Here is an 18492-nt window from a genome sequence, read left to right as displayed (position 1 = left end):
TGTCGTCCATATTAGTTCAGGCGCATATTGCGGGGCAACACGGCATTGATCACGCGGTAGCGCTGGTGGGCCGGCGCGTTCCATTCGATGGCGCCCAGCACCGGGATGCCCAGCACATCGTTCAAATCGTCGCCCGAGCGCACGCGGCGGTCGAACATCTCGGCCAGCATGGCGATGCCCAGGCCCAGCAGCGAGCCCAGGAAGGCGGCCAACGCGGTGTTGAGCCAGACGCGCGGGCCGGCCGGCGAGGTCGGCACGATGGCCGGGTTGAGCACGGCGATGTCGGACTGGTCGGACTGCCCTTCGATCTTGGTCTGCGAGAAGCGCTGCGAAGTGGTGTCGAAGGCGCGCTGGGCGCTTTCGACATCCTTGGCCAGCACGTTCATCTCGTCGCGGGTGCGGTTCAGTTCGAGCACCTTGTTCTTTTGCTCGGCCAGCGCGGCGCGGATCGCGCCTTCGCGCTGGGCCAGGATGGCGGCGTTGTTGCCCACGCTGTTGGAGGTGATCTTCATCTGCAGCGCCAGTTCGCTGCGCATCTTGTCCACTTCGGCCTTGGCGCTCTGGTATTGCGGGTGGTTGGTGCCCAGGCGCTGCGCCACTTCGGCCAGCTTGGTCTCGGCGCCGCCCAGGCCCACCTTCAGGTTCTGGATCAGCGGATTGGTGGCCACGTCCGGCGATTCGGCCGACTGGGTGCCCTGCGCCATGTTGCGGCGCGAGGCCGCCTCCATCGACTGGCCCTGGGCCGCCACCAGCTGGGCCGACAGGTCGTTCAAGCGGTTCGATTCGACGTCCAGGCGGTTGTCGACGCTGACCAGGCCGTGTTCCTGCTGGTATTTGGACAGGCGGCTCTGGGCGGTTTCGACGTTGTCGCGCAGCAGCTTGGTCTGTTCGTTGAAGTAGACCGAGGCCTTCTTCATCGGATCGACCTTGAGCTGGATGCTGACGCGCTGGTACTGGTCGGCGAAGGCGTTGGCCACCGCGGTGACGAACTGCGGATCGCTGCCCTTGAAGCCGATCTCGATCACGCTGCTCTCGCGCGAGGGCACGATTTCCAGCTTGCTCAGCAACAGGTCGGCCAGCCAGTCCTGGATCGAGCCCACGCCGCGCGTGGCCTCGTTGAACTGGGCCACGACCGCCGGGCTTTCCGCCAGTTTCAGCTGGTCGACCACGCGGCGCGCGACGTTCATGCTGGTGATGATGTCGACCTGGGTCGCCATATAGCCGGGCAACAGCTGGCTGGGCATGGCCAGGCCGGTCAGCGGGTCGACGCCCTTATAGTTCAGCAGCAGCGAAGTCGACGCCTTGTAGGTCTTGGGCAGCAGCTTGCTGACGACCAGGGTCGCCGACACCGTGACCAGCAAGGTGATCAAAAATATCCACTTTCGCGCGCGCAAAATGAGGAAAAACTGGGAAAAATTCATGGCCACTCTCTTCTAAAAATGTCTAATCCAGGCAAGGCCGGCGGTGCCGGGTCAGAACAGGCTTTCCTTGACGTAGATGACGTCGTCCACCTGCACCAGGTCGTCCTGCTTGGCGTCGATCACCTGCAGCACGCCCTTGGCGTCGCGGCGCTTGATGCGGATGCCGCGTTCGGTGCCGCGCGGGGTCAGGCCGCCGCCGGTGCTCAGCGCTTGCAGCAAGGTCATCTGGCGTTCCAGGCGGAACGGGCCGGGACGCTGCACTTCGCCGTAGATGTAGAAGCGCGGCGCACGTTCGACGTACAGGATGTCGCCGCCCATGACCTCGAAATCGCGGGTGAAGTCGTTGCCGCGCACCATGTCGACGACGTCGATGGCGTCCTTGGTGGTGACGCCGTTGCGCTTGCGGATCAGGCTGACGATATCGCCGCCCTCGGCGCCGAAGCCGCCGGCCAGCGCCAACATGTCCATCAGCGTGCGCCGGCCCTCGATCGGGTAGCGGCCCGGGCGGTTAACCTGGCCCAGCACCGAGACCTGGGCGCTTTGCAGCGAGGTCACCAGCAGGTTGACCTGGGCCTTGCGGATGAAACCGCCGCTTTCCAGCATGCCGGCGATCTTTTTTTCCGCCGCCGCCACCGACAGCCCGCCCAGCTCGACCGTGCCGATCAGCGGGAAGGTGATCGAGCCCGTTTCGCTGACCCGGGTCTCCAGCGTCAAGTCCTGGTTGCCGTAGACCGACACCTTGACCACGTCGCCCGCCCCCAGCAGCACATCGGCCGCGCCGGCGGTCTGCGCCAACAAGGCCAGCATGCCGGCCACCATCCACATTGCAAGTCGCTTCATGATTTGCCTATTCCATTTTAGTTATAAAAACTCTGATGCTTATTTCAGGCCGGCCACGCCGCGCGCGTTCGAATCGCTGGCGGCGGGCGCGGCGGCGGCAGGCGCCGACGCGGCGGCCGACGCGCTGGCCGACGCGGCCGGCTTGTTCAGGTACTCGATCTTGGCGGCCGCGCGCAGGCGGGCCAGCTCGGCGTCGGCGGCGGCCTTGCTCTTCTTGTTGAACAGGAACTGGCCGATCTGGCTTTCCGACGCGCCCAGGGTCTGCGGCGCATCCTTGACGTCGGTGATCTGGATCAGCAGGCTGCGCTCGCCTTCCTTGATGATGAACAGCTGGCCCTTCGGCAGCGACTGCAGCTTGGTGCTCAGCTCGGGCGGCAGGTCGGCCGTGGTGCGGCTGATCTGGGCGCGGCTGTAGGCTACCTTGTTATTTTCCAGCCAGTTGGCCACCTCGTCCAGCGACTTGGCGCCGTCCATGGCCGCCTTCAGCTCCGGCGTCATGGCGCCGGTGGCGATGACCAGTTCCTTCATGTCGAACTGCTTGCGCTGCGAGAAGAATTCCGGATGCTGGTTGAAGTACTCGGTGATTTCTTCCTTGGTGGGCTTGGTGATCGTGCCCAGGCGCTTTTGCATATAGGACTGGGCGATGATCAGCGCCTTGGCGCGCTCGACCGCCTGCACCACCTTGGGATCGCGGTCCAGCTTGTCCTTGGCCGCTTCGTTGAGCAGCAGCTGGCGGTCGATCAGCGATTCCAGCAACTGCTTGCTGGCGGCCTCCTGCTGGGCGGCCTGGACGTTCGCGCGCTGCAGTTCCTCGTTCAACTGGGTGATCGTGATTTCTTCGCCGTTGACGCTGGCCAGCGACTGGCCAGGCTTTTTCTCTTTGCTGCCGCCGCAGGCAGTCAGGCCTGCCGCGGCGACCAACAGCAGCGCAGCGCACAGCACGCGCTTGTTCGACGGGATACCCTTGCCTACGACACGACCGGTGATAGCGTTCAAAATAATTCCTTCCAAGTACATTCTAAAAAGCGGGCAGCGCTGAAGCCCGGAACGAGAGATTGCGTTATTATAAAGAATGACACTTAATTTTACGTTAGACAACGCTGTTTATTTTTAATTCCGCCACAATATAAACAGTGGGCGCTTCCTCAGTGTGCGTTTTCCCGCTGGGCAACAACCAATACCGTCCGGGCGATAATCCACAGGTCCAGCAGCAGCGACCAGCGGCGCAGGTAGTCCAGGTCGTACTGGATGCGCGCCTCCATCTTGTCGAGCGTGGCGGTCTCGCCGCGCAGGCCGTTGACCTGGGCCCAGCCGGTGATGCCGGGCTTGACCTTGTGGCGCAGCATATAACCCTTGATCAGCTTGCGGTACTGCTCGTTGTGCGCGACCGCGTGCGGGCGCGGCCCGACTATGCTCATCCGTCCCTGCAGCACATTGATGAATTGCGGCAGTTCGTCGAGCGAACTCTTACGCAGGAAGGCGCCGACCCGGGTCACGCGCTGGTCGTTCTTGGTGGCCTGCACCACCTTGGCGCCGTCCTCGCTGACGGTCATCGAGCGGAATTTGTAGACGATGATCTCCTCGCCGTACAAGCCGTAGCGGCGCTGGCGGAAGATGGCCGGCCCCGGCGAGGACAGCTTGACGCACAGGCCGATGACCAGCATGAAGGGCAGCAGGCCGATCAGGATCAGCGTGGCCAGCACGATGTCGCTGGCGCGCTTGATCATGCTGTTGAAGCCGGTGAACGGGGTTTCGCAGATGGCGATCACCGGCATGCCGCCGACGTTGTCGAAGCGCGCCTGCATCAGGTCGAAAATATAGATGTCCGGCAGGAAGTACACGGAGGCGGTGGTGTCCTGCAGTTCGTCGACCAGCGTGCGGATGCGCGGCTGGGCCGAGATCGGCTGGCTGATGAAGATCATCTTGATGTTGTTTTCGCGCACGAAGCCGGGGATGTCGACCATCTTGCCCAGCATCGGGTGCTGCATGCCGGGCGGGCGGCGGTCTTCGGTGCGGTCGTCGAAAAAGCCGCGCACGGCCATGAACAGATTCGGGTTCTTCTCGATGGTCGACGCGAACTTCAGGCCGACGTCGTTGGCGCCGACGATGATCACCGAACGCACCTCGCTGGCGTTGCCCGGCGAGCTGCCGAGCTTGCGCACCGCCAGATGGCTCAGCAGCAGCAGGAAGGGCGTGGCCGCGAACCAGGCCAGCACCATGCGCGCATGGTAGTGGCGCGTCAGGCCGCTGGCCATACCCAGGAAGATCAGGATCGCCGCCGAGATGACCCAGCCGACGATGATGTCGCGCCCGTACGCCCACATGCGGCCGCTGCGCCAGGTGCGGTAGGGGTCGACGTGCTGGTACACCGACGAGGTGATGAAATACGACAGCGTCATCAGGATCAGATCGTATCCGGTGAACGGCTGGCCGAATCCGACTGAAAACAGGTACAGCGTCCCCATGATCAGCAGCGGGTCGAGCACCCGCTGGAAAAACGAAATTAATGGTATATCGTTGACAGTCATATTTTTCTTTTAGAACTGAATGCTGCCATTCAGCGAAATCGTGTTGGCCAGGTAGCTGCCCGAGCCCACCAGCGGGCTGCCGGTGCGGCGCTGCCGATTGGCGTTGAGGCTGATTTGCGAATGCGCGGTCGGCATATAGCTCAGGCCGGCCTGCAGCGAGCTGCTGCTGTCGCTGGCGCCGGGCGGCAACTGGGCGCCGGCCGCGGCGTTGAAGTCGCGCCGCTCGCGGATCACACGGGTGTTGACCATGATCTTGCTGGTCAGGTCCCACGACGCCGAGGCGCTGGCGCCCTTGTTCAGGCTGTTGTTGACCACCGTGCCCTCGACCGCCTCGTACACGCGCCAGCCGGAGAACGACAGGTGCAGGCGCGACGCCGGCGACCAGTTGAAGGTGGCGCGGCCGGTCGGCCCCTTGGAGTCGCGCGAGGTGATGGCGGCGTGGGTGCGGCGGGCATAACCGCCCAGCAACTGGAACTGGGTGGTGGCGCTGAACACCCAATTGATGTTGGCGTTGATCTCGTCCTGCTGGAAGCCGTTGTCGAACTGCTGGCCGCCGGCGAAGCGCTGCAATTCATAGTTGCCGCGCGTGTGGCGCAGCAGCAGGCCGACCCGCGACGAGCTGGAGGCGAGGAAATCGAGCCCGGCGTCGGTGGTGTCCTCGGTGCGGTTGTTGAAGCGCTGGGCCGACAAGTCGTATTCGAAACGGTTGCGGTCGAAGCCTGCATGCACCCGCCAGCTCGGATGGAACAGCCAGTTGGCGTCCACGTACTCGTGGCGCTGGATGCGCAGGTTGCGCTCGGTCGAGTGATAGTCGGTGAACGGCGTCAGCGTTTGCACATAGCCGAGGCCGGCATGGCCTTCGACATGGCTGCCGATGCGCCAGTGCAGATCGGCCAGGTAGTCGCGGCCATCGTAGTTGAAGCTGTCGTAGTGCTCGAAACTGACCTTGGACACCTTGACGTGGCCGCTCAGCTCCTGGCGGCCGATCGGACGCTCGAACAAAACGCCGACCTGCAGCTGGCGCATATTATCGTCGCGCTGCCCCAAAAAACCCGGAATACTGTCATCTATACGCAACAAATTGTCTTCATGGGTGTACGTGGCGGCAACAAACGGGTGGATAGTGTCGCTCAATTCGGCTTGCGCCGGCAGGGTCGTCAGGCCGAACAATGCCAGCGACAACAGGCTCCGCATTGGACGCAGGCTGCGGGAAGGAGTTTGGACAGGGCTTCGCATTATCGTTTTCTTTTGTGTGATCAATGTATTAGTGCTTGAATATTACCAATAAGTCCACTGGCCGGTCAGTACCACCCACCCGCCCAGCACGCCATTGGTAACCCCGTGCGCGATGATGGGCGCCCATAAATTACGACTACGCATGTACAACAGACTATAGGCCGCGCCGGCGACGATGCCGGCAAACCATAAATTGTGTTCGATACCAAACAGCACCACGGAAATGGCCACGGCCTTGAAGCCGACGCGCGCCGGATCCTGGCGCAGGAAGTCGCCGTGGGCAATCCAGCGCATCAGGAACGAGCGCCAGAACAACTCCTCCATCACCGGCACCACCAGCGCCGCGCCGGCGATGCGCAGGCCCACCAGCAGCCAGTCGATGCGCCCGCCGGTGCGCGGGTCGAAGCCGGCCGAACTGCCGACCTGCATCCAGGGGGCATCGAGCGTGATCCACAGCACCAGCACCACCAGGCCGGCCGCCACGGCCAGCGCGGCAGCGCCCCAGCCCAGGCGCCAGTCGCGCAATTCCTCGTAGCTGCGCCAGTACCACGCCAGCACCGCCAGCACCACCCCGATTTTGACCGGATAGAGCCAGCGCAGTTCCTCCTTGCCCAGGCCGAGACGCCCGGCCATGTCGGCAATGAAGATGAAGGCGAGATAGACAAAAAAAGGCAGGACCCGGCGCAGCGCCGCCGGCTCAAACACTGCCGGCACTCCCCCCGGCTGCGGCGCCCCGCCGCGGCGATAGCGCCGGCGGCGGGGAAAACGGCGTGTTGAAAGCGTAGCGCATGCGAGTCCCGTGTTTGCTATGGAAAAAGAAAATTGCCGACGTCCAACGTCAACTCAAAACCATGCACATACTACAACAAAACTGCGCTTTGTTGTTGCTACCGTGCGCACCTAGGCGCGGGTGGCGGCCTCGATCGCTTCCCAGCGTTCCAGCGCCGTCAGCAACTCCGTCTCGATCTCTTCCATGCGGCCGTTGACACGTTTGGCCTCGGCCGCGTTTTTCTTGTAGAAGTCGGGGTCGGACAGCTGCAGCGCCAGCGCGGTCTGCTCGTCCTCCAGGCGGGCGATCAGCGCCGGCAGCTCGTCGAGTTCGCGCTGCTCTTTGAAGCTGAGCTTGCGCTGCTTGGCGGGCGCCGGTGCGGCGGCCGGGGCCGGCTCAACCTTGGCAGCGGCCTTGGCCGGCGCCGCCGGCGCGGCGACCGTGCGCACCCGCTCCCAGTCGGTGTAGCCGCCGACGAATTCGCGCCACTTGCCCTCGCCTTCGGCAACGACCACCTGGGTCACCACATTGTCCAGGAAGGTGCGGTCGTGGCTGACCAGGAACACGGTGCCGGTGTAGTCTTCCAGCAGTTCTTCCAGCAACTCCAGCGTATCGATGTCGAGGTCGTTGGTCGGTTCGTCCAGCACCAGGCAGTTGGCCGGCTTGGCGAACAGGCGCGCCAGCAGCAGGCGGTTGCGCTCGCCGCCGGACAGCGACTTAACCGGCGAACGGGCGCGCTCCGGCGCGAACAGGAAGTCGCCCAGATAGCTCATCACGTGCTTGCGCTGGCCGTTGATCTCGACCCAGTCGCTGCCGGGCGCGATGGTGTCCATCAGGCTGGCGTCCTCGTTGAGCTGGGTGCGCATCTGGTCGAAATACGCCACCTGCAGCTTGGTGCCCAGGCGGGCGACGCCGCTGTCCGGTTCCAGTTCGCCCAGGATCATTTTCAGCAGCGTGGTCTTGCCGGCGCCGTTGGCGCCGATCAGGCCGACCTTGTCGCCGCGCAAGATGGTGCCGGTGAAGTCGCGCACGATGACGCGCTCGCCGAAGCTCTTGCTGACGTTTTCCAGTTCGGCGACGATCTTGCCGGAGCGCTCGCCGGCCGTCACTTCCAGCTTGACCTGGCCCTGCTGTTCGCGGCGGGCCGTGCGTTGCAGGCGCAGCGCCTCCAGGCGGCGCACGCGGCCCTCGTCGCGCACCCGGCGCGCCTTGACGCCCTTGCGTATCCACACCTCTTCCTGCGCCAGGAATTTATCGAACTTGGCGTTCTCCACCTCTTCGTTTTCCAGCTGCTCGGCCTTGCGGGCCTGGTAGGTGCTGAAGTTGCCCGGATAGGACAGCAGGCGGCCGCGGTCCAGCTCGATGATGCGGGTGGCCACGTTGTCCAGGAAGGAGCGGTCGTGGGTGATGAACAGCACGCTGCCCTTGAAATCGCGCAGCAAGCCTTCCAGCCACATGATGGAGGTGAAGTCGAGGTGGTTGGTCGGCTCGTCGAGCAGCAGCACGTCCGGCGCCGACACCAGCGCGCGCGCCAGCGCCACGCGCTTCTGCATCCCGCCCGACAGCGTTTTCATCAGCATGCCGGCGCTCAGGTTCAGGCGGTCCAGCACGGTTTCGACCTTGTTCTGCAGGCTCCAGGCGTCGGCCGCGTCGAGCTTGACCTGGATGTCGTGCATGCGCTCCATGACGGCGTCGTCATTGCCCTGGCCGAACTGGCCGGTCAGCGCATCGTATTCCTTGAGCAGATCCTGCAGCTCGCCCATGCCGGACGCCACCGCGTCGAACACGCTCATCTCCGGGTCGAACACCGGCTCCTGCTCGACATAGGCGATCTTCAGCCCCTGCTGCATGACCAGCAGGCCGTCGTCCAGTTTGAAGCGGCCGGAAATGATTTTCAGCAGCGACGATTTGCCGGTGCCGTTGCGTCCGATCAGGCCGACGCGTTCGCCGGTTTCCAGCGAGAATTCAGCATGATCGAGGAGCGCGACGTGGCCGAACGCCAGTTGCGCTGAGGAAAGAGAGATGACTGCCATAGTAGAATGAGGAGATCGAAGCGCACTGCGTGATGCGAGCCCGCCGATTTAGGTGAGTAAAGCACGCATTGTACCGATAGTCGGCTCACGCGCGCCATTTATTGCGGCCGGGTCGGCCAGGCGCGTCGCATCGATCAGCCGCAACGGCCGGGCGTGGCCCGGCCGCATTGGTTGCAGCCGGCTCAGGCGCGGCGGCGGCGGGCTGCCACGCCCAGGCAAGCCAGGCCGGCCAGCAGCATGGCGTAGGTGTCCGCCTCGGGCACCGGCGAGGTCAGCTCGAAACGGGTGTCCGAGGTCCACAGCATGGTGGAGTCGCTCGACCCGCCGGGCGTGTTCAGGTAGCGGTATTCCTGGTCGCCGGACTTGATCACCTGGCCGCGGGCGACGAAGCCTTCCGGGTCGGTCGAACGCATCCAGGTACCGAACGTCAGGGCGCCGTGGTTATAAGAGAAGTCCGACAGGCCGCAGGAAAAATAAGGAATGCCTGGATTGGCGCAGCTGGCGTATTCCACGCCGTCCACCAGGAAGCTGGAGATCTCGCTGCTATCGATGGAGCCATTGCCATTCCGGTCGCTGCCGACAAAGGCGCCGCCGATCGAATAAGCGGCGTCGAAGGACTGCGTGCCTTCATTGTAGAAGCCGGTAAAGCTGAAAGTCCAAGTCTGATCCGCAGCCTGGGCAGCGGTGGAACATACCAATGCGGCAACAATTGCAAGGATTTTACTTTTCAAGATACCGCTCCCCGATGAAGAAATTAGCTAATTAGCATGGATAGTATAATGCAAATGAACAAAAGAACAATCCGTATTACATTTTTTTTTGTAATGATGCAACGGTGCCGCGATACGCTGGCAAGCGGCATAAACAGCGGGTCGGAGGGGAATGGTGTCGCCAACAGGAATCGAACCTGTATCTGATTCTTAGGAGGAACCTGTTCTATCCGTTGAACTATGGCGACACGCTGAAAGAGCCGCCATTGTAGCCGCTAACCATCGCGCCGCACAGGGGCAAGCAAGGGCGTCGTGAAGTTTTTCACCGGAACCGGCCCGCGCCGGCGAAATGGCCCGCAAACCGCATGGCCGGGACCTCCGGTGCGGCTGACTACCTGAAGTATAATGGCAAAATTTACAATCTCACCAGACAGCCGAGCCCCCACGTCATGCGCATGCAAGAGAATAATCTATTCGACCAGTCCACGAATGTCGCGTCCAGATTCCGACGGGACATCAACGGCGTCCGGGCCTGGGCGGTCGTTGCCGTGGTCCTTTATCATTTCGGGCTGCCTGGATTTGGCGGGGGCTTTTCCGGCGTCGACATCTTCTTCGTGATTTCAGGCTTCCTGATGACCGGCATCGTGGTCGGCGGCCTGGAGAAGGAATCTTTCTCGCTGCTCAAGTTCTACATGGCCCGGGGCAGCCGGATATTGCCCGCGCTGATAGCCTTGTGCGTGGTCCTGCTGGCGTTCGGCTGGTTTGTCCTGACGCCGGCCGACTACGACGCCCTGGGCGCGCAAGAGCTGTTCAGCATGACCTTTTTGTCCAACATAAAATATTGGACGCAAACCGGTTACTTTAACGTGGCGGCCCACGAGAAATGGCTGCTGCATACCTGGTCGCTGTCGGTCGAATGGCAGTTCTACCTGCTGCTGCCGCTGGTCTTGCTGGCCGTCTGGAAGCTTCGTCCCGGCCGCCAGCCGCTCACCGTGGTGCTGCTGGCCGGCTTGCTGGCCTCGCTGGCGCTGTGCATCGTGCTCACGCCCGCCAAGCCTTCGACCGCGTTTTTCCTGCTCCCCACCCGGGCCTGGGAAATGCTGGCCGGCGGCCTGACCTTCCTGCTGCAGGGACGATGGCAGTGGTCCCGGCGCCAGGGCCGCGCGCTCGAGGCGCTGGGCCTGGCCCTGGTGATCGCCGCCATCGTGCTGCTTGACGCCACGGCGCAATGGCCGGGCTATCTGGCGCTGATCCCGGTGGCCGGCACCGTCCTCGTGCTGCTGGCGGCGCAAACCAATTCCCCATGGACCGGCAACCCGGTCGCGCAATGGCTGGGCACGCGCTCCTATTCGCTCTACCTGTGGCACTGGCCGATCGTCGTCGCCCTGTTCTTCGTCGATCGCGAACACGACAGCGCGGCGATCGGCGCCGGCCTGCTGGCGACCCTGGTGCTGGCCCAGTTGTCCTATCATTTCGTGGAGGCGCCGGCGCGCCCGGCCTTGAGCCAGCGCGGCGTGCGCAAAGGCGGCCTGATCCTGCTGGCGACGCTGGCGCTGGCGGTGGCGCCGGGCGGCTTCATTCAGCTGCGCGACGGCGTGCCAGGCCGCCTGCCGGCGGCGGTCGAAAGCACCTTCAACGAGTCCAGCAACGTCAAGCCGCGCCGCGACGAGTGCTTTGCGATGACCGGCGCCAAGTCGCCGTCCTGCATGTACGGCGGCGCCAACTTGCGCGCCATCCTGCTGGGCGACAGCCACGCCGACGCCGTCACCACGGCGCTGGCCGCCGCGGTTCCGCAGGCCGGCGACGGCGTGATGGACTGGAGTTACGTCAGCTGCCCGACGATATTCGGCGTCAAGAAGGCTTCCTGGCGCCCCAACATCGGCGGCCAATGCAATGAATTCATGGCGTGGGTCGGCCAGCAGCTGGCCGATATTCCCACCACGGTTCCGCTGGTGATCATGAACCGGACCAGCATGTACGCCTTCGGCTACAACGATTGGCGCCCCGACTGGCGCCGCCCGGCGGTGTATTTCAGCCGTGAGCACAAGACCGCCGATCCCGAGTTCTTGCGCGAATTCTCCGAGCAGTTTACCGAGAGCACTTGCCGCCTGGCGAAAGACCGTCCCGTCTATCTGGTCCGCCCCATCCCCGAAATGGGCGTCGACGTGCCGCGCGCGATGGTGCGCGCCATGCTGCTCGGCGGGAAGCGCGATATCTCGATTTCGCTGGACGAATACCACCAACGGCACCAGTTCGTCTGGGCGCTGCAGGATGCCGTGCACGCGCGCTGCGGCGTCAAAATTCTCGACCCCCTGCCCTATCTGTGCAAGGATGGGCGCTGCAACGCCAGCAAGGCGGGCCGCCCCTTGTACTATGACGACAACCATCTGAGCGAATTCGGCAACCGCCTGCTGGTGCCCATGTTCCAGCAAGTCTTTGCGCCGGCCGACGACGCGGCGCGCGCCAGCGCGGCCAGGTAGTCCGGCGCCGGCGGCTCAGTCGCGCGCGGCCAGTTGCGGCACAATCTGCTGTGCCGCCAGCGCGTGCGCCAGCTTGTTCCAGTGGCCATCCAGCGGTTCGAAATCAAACCGCTCGTGCCGCTGCTGCCAGTATTGGGTGAACGTGGGCTGCAGGTCGACAATCGCGAAGCCGCTGTCGCGCACATTTTGCACTATCCACTCGCGGTCGCCTGGCTGCCAGCCGATGCTGCGCGGGCTGTTCTTGTAGATGCGTTCGCGGTCGGCGTCGATCAGGAAGATCACCTTGCTGCCATACTGCGCCGACAGCTGGCGCAGCTGGTCGAAGCAATAGTCCAGCATCTGGCGGCGCTGCGCGGTCTGCGCGCGCAGGTCCGGCGCCGTCTGCGGCGCTGCCGGCCGCAACGCGGCCAGCTTGACGCCGAGCCAGTTCGGCAGCTTGAGGCTGGAGAGCGCATAGCGCGCCAGCGCCGAACGCAGCACCAGCGTCTTGATCTTCGATTCCTGATAGTCGCTGTGCTCTACGCCGACCACGCCGCCGCGGATCGTAAACCCGCTGTGGCCGCGCTGCGGCGCCTCCAGCAGCGTGCTGACGTCGTACGCCTCGACAAACACGACGACGTTTTTCGGATGGATCCTGGGCCCGAGCTCGCGCAGCTGTTGCAGCGCGTCGGCCAGGCCGTTGCCCGACGCCGCCGCCGCGTAGACGCCGCCGCCCAGCGTCCGGTCCAGCTGGCCTTGCACCGTATCGGGATAATCCAGCATCAAGCTCTCGATATAGCTGTCGCCCAGCACCAGGACCTTCGCGTGGTCGCGCATGACCGCCGAATTGTTGAAGCCGTCATGATTGACTTGGCCGTGGCGCGCGTTGTCCATGGCCCAGCCCACGGAATACGTGTAGCGCTGGTCCGGCACGAAGCGGGAAACCGGATCAGCCGCGCTGGTCGGCTGCAAGTGCAGCCCGGAACTGACGGGCGCCAGTTGCAGCAGCGCTTCCAGCACGGCCAGAAGGCAGACCATCCCCAGGAAAAAGTACAGTGAAGTTCGCATGCGGCCGTCTAGAAATTGAAGTATAAAAATTCGGAAGTGCCGCGCGTCTCGCCGATCGCCAGCAGCGCCAGGCACAGCGTGAACAAGACGCCCAGCACAAACGCGCCCAGGCGCGCTCCGAGTTTGGCTTCGCGCCCGCGCAGCAGGCCACGCCCCAGCACCTGATAGACGTTGGGCAGGCAGAACGCCACCAGCGCGCACACCACCAGCCAGCCGCCGCACGCCGCCATATTCATGATGCGATTGACGCCCAGCGCCGGCGCGCCGGCCGACACGAGATAGGTGCCGCCCCACATCGCCCGCAGCACGTCCAGCGCGATACCGATCGAACTGGCGCGGAAGCATACCCAGCCAAGCACCACCGCCATGAACGTCGCGGCGCCGCCGGCCAGCTTCAGGCCGGGCCACTGGCGCTCTCCCAGCACGCGGCGCAAGCCGTGGTTGATCGCGAGATAGAGGCCGTGCAGGCCGCCCCAGGCCAGGAATGTCCAGTTGGCGCCGTGCCACAGCCCGCCGAGCAACATGGTGATCATCAGGTTGACGTAGCGCTGCGCGCCGCCGCGGCGGTTGCCGCCCAGCGGAATGTACAGGTAGTCGCGCAGGAAGGTCGACAGCGTGATATGCCAGCGGCGCCAGAACTCGATGATCGAGAACGAGCGGTACGGCGAATTGAAATTGATCGGCAAGATAATCCCGAACATATAGGACAGCCCGTAAGCCATGTCGGAATAGGCCGAGAAATCGAAATACAGCTGGAAGGTGTAGGCCAGCGCGCCGGCCCAGGCTTCCAGCTGGGTGAGCTGGGCGAAATGCACGTCGAACACCGGCCCCACATAGCGCGCCACGCCGTCGGCGAGTATCACCTTCTTGAACAGGCCCACGGTGAAAAACAACATGCCGACCGCCAGCCGCCCCTGCGTGAAGCGATGCGACTCCGGCTGGTCGAACTGCGGCATCATGTCCTTGTGGTGCAGGATGGGGCCGGCGATCAGGTGCGGGAAATAGGTCACGAACAGGCCGTAGTTTTCCGGCCGGTATTCGCGCACCTTGCCCTGCCGGCTATCGACCAGATAGGCGATCTGCGTGAAGGTGAAGAAGGAAATGCCGATCGGCAGCGCTATCGGCGCCACCTCGTTGGGCACGCCGGTCAGGGCCGCGAGGTTGTTGAGGAAGAAGTTGAAATATTTGAAGAAGAACAGCACGCCCAGGTTCAGCGCCACGCCGGCGATCAGCCAATGCCGGGCGGCGCGCACCTGCTGGCGTTCGACACGGCGGGAAATATGGCGGCCCAGCGTAAAGTTGCCCATCACGGACAGCGCCAGCAGGGGCAGGTAGCGCACGTCCCAATAGCAGTAGAAAGCCAGCGACGCCGCCATCAGGAATACCGTCGACGCCCGCAAGGAATAGCGCGACAGCCGGAAGTAACCTAGCAAGGCCAGCGGCAGGAAGACCAGGAAGAAGGCAAAGGAATTGAACAGCACGTCTAGTTTGCCCTTGGACAGGAATCGGCGCCGCAGCCGGTGGCCGGGCGGACAGGTGAAATTTATCTCATCATAAACTAAAATGTATAAGTTAACAACAATGTTGCTGACTATTCACCCTGCCGCCGTCACAGCGGCACCACCGCCGTCACCTCGATTTCCACCCGCGCCCTGTCCTCGACCAGCCCGGCCACCTGCACCGCCGTCATGGCCGGGAAGTGCAGGCCGATGAGCTCGCGATAAGCCTCGCCGACGGCCTTGTAAGCGCCCACATACTCTTTTTTGTCCAGGACATACCAAGTCATGCGCACGATGTGCTCGGGCCGCGCACCGGCCTCGGCCAGCACCTCGACCGCGTTCTGCAGCGCCTGGCGCACCTGGCCGGCGAAGTCGTCGGTGTGGAACACGCCCTGTCCGTCCCACCCTATCATGCCGCTGACGCAGACCACGCGTCCGCTGGCGGCCACGCCGTTCGAATAGCCACGCGGCCGCACCCAGCCCGGCGGTTGAAGAAATTCCATCATGCTTCCTTAGTGTTGGCCGCGCGCAGCAGTTCGCGCGCGATGATCAGTTGCTGCACCTCGGTGGCGCCCTCGTAGATGCGCAGCGCGCGGATCTCGCGGTACAGCCGCTCGACCGGCTGCTCGCTGACCACGCCCAGGCCGCCGAACATCTGCAGCGCGGCGTCGATCACCTGCTGCGCCGTTTCGGTGGCGGTCAGCTTGGCCATGGCCGCCTCCTTGGTGACGTTGCGGCCCTGGTCGCGCTGCCAGGCGGCGCGATAGGTCAGCAGCGCGGCGGCGTCGATGCCGGTCGCCATCTGCGCCAGCTTGGCCTGCGTCAGCTGGAAATCGGACAGCATCTGGCCGAACATCTTGCGCTGCGTGGCGTGCGCCAGCGCCTCGTCCAGCGCGCGCCGCGCGAAGCCCAGCGCGGCCGCCGCCACCGAGGTGCGGAACACGTCCAGCGTGGACATCGCCACCTTGAAGCCCTGCCCCGCCTCGCCGATGCGCTGCGCGGCCGGAATGCGGCAGTCGCGGAACACCAGCCGCGCCAGCGGATGCGGGGCGATCACCTGAATGCGCTCGGCGATCCCGAAGCCCGGCGTATCGGCGTCGACGATGAAGGCGCTGATGCCGCGTGCCCCCGGCTGTTCGCCGGTGCGCGCAAACACCACGTAGAAATCGGCGATGCCGCCGTTGGAGATCCAGGTCTTCTCGCCGTTAAGCACATAGTGGTCGCCATCGCGCGCGGCCGCGCACTGCATGGCGGCGACGTCGGAACCGGCCTGCGGCTCGGACAGCGCGAACGCGGCGATCGCCTCGCCACGCGCCACGCGCGGCAGGTAGGCCGCCCGCTGCGCGGCCGTGCCGTGCAGGCTGATGGCGCCCGAGCCCAGGCCCTGCATGGCGAAGGCGAAATCGGCCAGGCCGTTGTGGCGCGCCAGCGTTTCGCGGATCAGGCAGATGGCGCGGGTATCAATGCTGCCGCCCTCGGCGCCGGCGATGGCGTGATGCAGCCAGCCGCCCTCGCCCAACTGGCGCACCAGCTGGCGGCAGGCCGCGTCGACATCGGCCTCGTGATGCTGCGCGATGTGCTGCGCGGCCCAGGCAGCGAGCTCGCGCTCCAACGCGGCGTGGCGGCCGTCGAAGAACGGCCATTCCAGATAGGTCTTGTCGCTCATCAGTCGCCTTCGAATTCAGGTTTTTGCTTGGCCACGAAGGCATGGTAGGCGCGGTGGAAATCGTTGGTCGCCATGCAGATCGCCTGCGCCTGCGCTTCCGCTTCGATGGCTTCGTCCACGCCCATATTCCATTCCTGCTGCAGCATCTTCTTGGTCATGCCGTGGGCGAAGGTCGGGCCGTCGGCCAGGCCTTGCGCGAAGGCGCGCGCGGCGTCCAGCAGCGCTTCCGGTTCCTGCAGGCTGTTGAAGAAGCCCCAACGCTCGGCCTCCGCGCCGGACATCGAGCGCCCCGTGTACAGCAGCTCGGCCGCGCGGCCCTGGCCGATCACGCGCGGCAGCAAGGCGCAGGCGCCCATGTCGCAACCGGCCAGGCCGACCCGCGTGAACAGGAAGGCCGTCTTGCTGCGCGCCGTGCCGAGGCGGATGTCGGAGGCCAGCGCCAGGATCGCGCCGGCGCCGGCGCAGATGCCGTCCACCGCCGCCACGACGGGCTGCGGGCAGGCGCGGATGGCTTTCACCAGGTCGCCCGTCATGCGCGTGAAGGCCAGCAGTCCTGGCATATCCAGCTTGGTCAGCGGGCCGATGATGTCGTGTACGTCGCCGCCGGAGCAGAAGTTTTCGCCGGCGCCGGCGATGACGACGGCCTTGACGTCGTCCGCGTAGGCCAGTGCGCGGAACAGGTCGCGCAGCTCGGCGTAGGAATCGAAGGTCAGCGGATTTTTGCGCTCGGGACGATTGAGCGTCAGCGTGGCCACGCCGCCGCTGACTTCAAACAGAAAATGGCTGGCCTGGTAATCGGCCAGCGCGGCGCGGTTGCCGGGCAGTTGCTGCGCTTGGCCGGGAAGATATCGCATGGTGTGGTTCCTTATTTTTCGTCCGAGGCGTTCAGGTGCTGCTTCATCTGCGACAGCAGTTCGATCAGCTGGTTCTTGTCGGCGCCGGACATGTCCTGCAGCAGTTCGGCGATCCAGCCTTCGTGTTCGGCCGCCATGATGGCGAAAGCCTTGCGGCCGGCCGATGTCAGCTTGACGCTGTAGGCGCGGCCGTCCTTCGGGTCCGGCACGCGCACCACCAGCTTCTCCTGCTCCAGCTGGTCGGTGATGCCGGTGATGTTCCCGCCGGTGACCATCATGCGCTTGGACAGCTCGCCCATGCGCAGGCCTTGCGGATAACGCTCCAGCTGCGCCATCAGGTCGAAGCGCGGCAAGGTGATGCCGAAGCTGGCGCGCAGCCGGCTGCGGATTTCGTTTTCGATCTTGACGGTGCAGGACAGCATGCGCAGCCACAGCTTGAGCGATTGATGGTGGTCCTGCGTCAGGCGGCTGGCCAAGTCGAGCACCGGCGCCTCACCGTCCTCGATCGGGTTTTGATTGTCGTCGTTGTCTGAAAATGGTGGCATAGCTTCCTCGTGCTTCACATTACTTCGCCGCCGGCGACGGCGACGGATTGTCCATTCATGGCGCCCGCCTCGGGCAGGCAAAGCCAGGCCACGGCGCTGGCGACTTCCTCGCTTTGCACCAGCCGCTTCTGCGGATTGCCGGCGGCCAGTTCGGCGCGCGCCGCGTCCTCGCTACGGCCGGTCCTGGCGACGATGTTGGCGACCGCCTCGCGCACGATGTCGGTTTCTGTGTAGCCGGGACAGACGGCGTTGACCGTCACGCCCTTGGTGGCCACCTCCAGCGCCAACGCGCGCGTCAGCCCGATCACGCCGTGCTTGGCGGCGACGTAGGCCGACACATAACGATAGCCTACCAGCCCCGCCGTCGACGCCACGTTGACGATGCGCCCCCACCCCGCCTCGATCATGCCGGGCAGCGCGGCCTGGGTGCAGTGGAAGGTGCCGGTCAGATTCACGTCCAGCATGCGCTGCCACAGCGCGGCGTCGGTCTTGCCGAACGGCGCGGGCGCGGCCTGGCCGGCGTTGTTGACCAGGATGTCGATGCGGCCGAAGCGCTCGACCGCGCCGGCAAAGCCGCTGCGCACCGATGCTTCATCGGTCACGTCCAGCACCTGCATGGCGACCGCGCCCCCCAGAGGCGCCGCGACGGCGTTCATGGATTCGACGGCGGCCGCCAGCGCCTGCGCGTCGCGCCCCGCCAGCGTGACGCGCGCGCCGCGCAGCAGCAAGGCCTGTGCGCAGGCGGCGCCGATGCCGCGCGCGCCACCCGTCACCAGTGCGTGCTTGCCCGACAGCGGCAGGCTCGCGCCAACTGCCATCGAACCTGGCGCCAGATAGGCGGCGCGGGCTTTGTTAGTGGTGCTC

The 18492-nt window shown here is 64.8% G+C and carries 16 protein-coding genes and 1 tRNA gene; 1 reads left to right on the top strand and 16 read right to left on the bottom strand.

Features of this window, described 5'->3' with window-relative positions:
* Positions 1–11: 11 nt before the first annotated feature.
* The 9 genes from epsF to AC07WS_RS27880 all read right to left on the bottom strand — a co-directional run bounded on the left by epsF (position 12) and on the right by AC07WS_RS27880 (position 9785).
* Positions 12–1421 (bottom strand): chain length determinant protein EpsF, encoded by a 1410-nt coding sequence (epsF, locus tag AC07WS_RS27920; protein ID WP_494732205.1) that lies wholly within the window; start codon positions 1419–1421, stop codon positions 12–14.
* Between the two features lie 51 nt (positions 1422–1472).
* Positions 1473–2261 (bottom strand): polysaccharide export protein EpsE, encoded by a 789-nt coding sequence (gene epsE / locus AC07WS_RS27915; RefSeq protein ID WP_494732204.1) that lies wholly within the window; start codon positions 2259–2261, stop codon positions 1473–1475.
* A 39-nt stretch (positions 2262–2300) separates the two neighbouring features.
* The gene (locus AC07WS_RS27910; protein ID WP_494732203.1) at positions 2301–3257 is read right to left on the bottom strand and encodes an EpsD family peptidyl-prolyl cis-trans isomerase; all 957 of its coding nucleotides are present in this window, start codon (positions 3255–3257) and stop codon (positions 2301–2303) included.
* A gap of 149 nt (positions 3258–3406) precedes the next feature.
* Positions 3407–4789 (bottom strand): undecaprenyl-phosphate glucose phosphotransferase, encoded by a 1383-nt coding sequence (locus AC07WS_RS27905; RefSeq protein ID WP_494732202.1) that lies wholly within the window; start codon positions 4787–4789, stop codon positions 3407–3409.
* Between the two features lie 9 nt (positions 4790–4798).
* On the bottom strand, positions 4799–5983 hold the full coding sequence (gene epsL, locus AC07WS_RS27900; RefSeq protein ID WP_494732201.1) for an XrtB/PEP-CTERM-associated polysaccharide biosynthesis outer membrane protein EpsL: 1185 nt from the start codon (positions 5981–5983) through the stop codon (positions 4799–4801).
* Between the two features lie 84 nt (positions 5984–6067).
* Positions 6068–6739 carry a CAAX prenyl protease-related protein gene (locus AC07WS_RS27895; protein WP_494732200.1) on the bottom strand — a complete coding sequence of 224 codons (672 nt, stop codon included), beginning with the start codon at positions 6737–6739 and terminating at the stop codon, positions 6068–6070.
* 186 nt (positions 6740–6925) lie between these two features.
* On the bottom strand, positions 6926–8827 hold the full coding sequence (locus AC07WS_RS27890; protein ID WP_494732199.1) for an ATP-binding cassette domain-containing protein: 1902 nt from the start codon (positions 8825–8827) through the stop codon (positions 6926–6928).
* Positions 8828–9009: 182 nt separating this feature from the next.
* On the bottom strand, positions 9010–9558 hold the full coding sequence (locus AC07WS_RS27885; protein ID WP_494732198.1) for a PEP-CTERM sorting domain-containing protein: 549 nt from the start codon (positions 9556–9558) through the stop codon (positions 9010–9012).
* Between the two features lie 152 nt (positions 9559–9710).
* Positions 9711–9785 (bottom strand) — tRNA-Arg (locus AC07WS_RS27880).
* A gap of 117 nt (positions 9786–9902) precedes the next feature.
* Here AC07WS_RS27880 and AC07WS_RS27875 point away from each other — a divergent pair.
* A complete protein-coding gene (locus AC07WS_RS27875) occupies positions 9903–12017 on the top strand; it encodes an acyltransferase family protein (RefSeq protein ID WP_494732197.1) in 2115 nt (704 codons plus the stop codon).
* Between the two features lie 15 nt (positions 12018–12032).
* On the opposite strand, the gene AC07WS_RS27870 is transcribed toward AC07WS_RS27875, so the two are convergent.
* The 7 genes from AC07WS_RS27870 to AC07WS_RS27840 form a co-directional block, all read right to left on the bottom strand.
* Positions 12033–13064: a hypothetical protein gene (locus tag AC07WS_RS27870; RefSeq protein WP_494732196.1), complete on the bottom strand. Its 1032-nt coding sequence runs from the start codon at positions 13062–13064 to the stop codon at positions 12033–12035.
* A gap of 8 nt (positions 13065–13072) precedes the next feature.
* Positions 13073–14545, bottom strand: coding sequence for an MBOAT family O-acyltransferase (locus AC07WS_RS27865; protein WP_494732195.1), 1473 nt, complete (start codon positions 14543–14545; stop codon positions 13073–13075).
* 128 nt (positions 14546–14673) lie between these two features.
* Positions 14674–15066: a RidA family protein gene (locus AC07WS_RS27860; protein WP_494732194.1), complete on the bottom strand. Its 393-nt coding sequence runs from the start codon at positions 15064–15066 to the stop codon at positions 14674–14676.
* Complete coding sequence (locus tag AC07WS_RS27855) at positions 15066–16229, bottom strand: acyl-CoA dehydrogenase family protein (protein WP_494732193.1); 1164 nt, start codon at positions 16227–16229, stop codon at positions 15066–15068. Before AC07WS_RS27855 ends, AC07WS_RS27860 begins: the two co-directional genes overlap by 1 nt.
* Positions 16229–17083, bottom strand: coding sequence for an enoyl-CoA hydratase family protein (locus AC07WS_RS27850; protein ID WP_494732192.1), 855 nt, complete (start codon positions 17081–17083; stop codon positions 16229–16231). The genes AC07WS_RS27855 and AC07WS_RS27850 overlap by 1 nt, the downstream gene beginning before the upstream one ends.
* Positions 17084–17094: 11 nt before the next feature.
* Positions 17095–17628 (bottom strand): MarR family winged helix-turn-helix transcriptional regulator, encoded by a 534-nt coding sequence (locus AC07WS_RS27845; protein ID WP_494732191.1) that lies wholly within the window; start codon positions 17626–17628, stop codon positions 17095–17097.
* Positions 17629–17642: 14 nt separating this feature from the next.
* Positions 17643–18446 (bottom strand): SDR family NAD(P)-dependent oxidoreductase, encoded by an 804-nt coding sequence (locus AC07WS_RS27840; RefSeq protein ID WP_494732283.1) that lies wholly within the window; start codon positions 18444–18446, stop codon positions 17643–17645.
* Positions 18447–18492 lie beyond the last annotated feature (46 nt).

This window comes from Duganella sp. GW821-FHT01E12 (genome assembly GCF_059422325.1).
Note: the sequence above shows the minus strand (reverse complement) of the source record. Positions and strands in the feature narration are given on the sequence as shown.

What these genes read in the sequence shown, in the direction of transcription:
- AC07WS_RS27855 (WP_494732193.1), bottom strand. Translation starts at nt 16,229, where the DNA reads ATGAGCGACAAGACCTATCTGGAATGGCCGTTCTTCGACGGCCGCCAC.
- AC07WS_RS27845 (WP_494732191.1), bottom strand. Translation starts at nt 17,628, where the DNA reads ATGCCACCATTTTCAGACAACGACGACAATCAAAACCCGATCGAGGAC.
- epsL (WP_494732201.1), bottom strand. Translation starts at nt 5,983, where the DNA reads ATGCGGAGCCTGTTGTCGCTGGCATTGTTCGGCCTGACGACCCTGCCG.
- AC07WS_RS27870 (WP_494732196.1), bottom strand. Translation starts at nt 13,064, where the DNA reads ATGCGAACTTCACTGTACTTTTTCCTGGGGATGGTCTGCCTTCTGGCC.
- AC07WS_RS27840 (WP_494732283.1), bottom strand. Translation starts at nt 18,446, where the DNA reads ATGGCAGTTGGCGCGAGCCTGCCGCTGTCGGGCAAGCACGCACTGGTG.
- AC07WS_RS27850 (WP_494732192.1), bottom strand. Translation starts at nt 17,083, where the DNA reads ATGCGATATCTTCCCGGCCAAGCGCAGCAACTGCCCGGCAACCGCGCC.
- AC07WS_RS27875 (WP_494732197.1), top strand. Translation starts at nt 9,903, where the DNA reads ATGGCCGGGACCTCCGGTGCGGCTGACTACCTGAAGTATAATGGCAAA.
- AC07WS_RS27860 (WP_494732194.1), bottom strand. Translation starts at nt 15,066, where the DNA reads ATGGAATTTCTTCAACCGCCGGGCTGGGTGCGGCCGCGTGGCTATTCG.
- epsF (WP_494732205.1), bottom strand. Translation starts at nt 1,421, where the DNA reads ATGAATTTTTCCCAGTTTTTCCTCATTTTGCGCGCGCGAAAGTGGATA.
- epsE (WP_494732204.1), bottom strand. Translation starts at nt 2,261, where the DNA reads ATGAAGCGACTTGCAATGTGGATGGTGGCCGGCATGCTGGCCTTGTTG.
- AC07WS_RS27905 (WP_494732202.1), bottom strand. Translation starts at nt 4,789, where the DNA reads ATGACTGTCAACGATATACCATTAATTTCGTTTTTCCAGCGGGTGCTC.
- AC07WS_RS27890 (WP_494732199.1), bottom strand. Translation starts at nt 8,827, where the DNA reads ATGGCAGTCATCTCTCTTTCCTCAGCGCAACTGGCGTTCGGCCACGTC.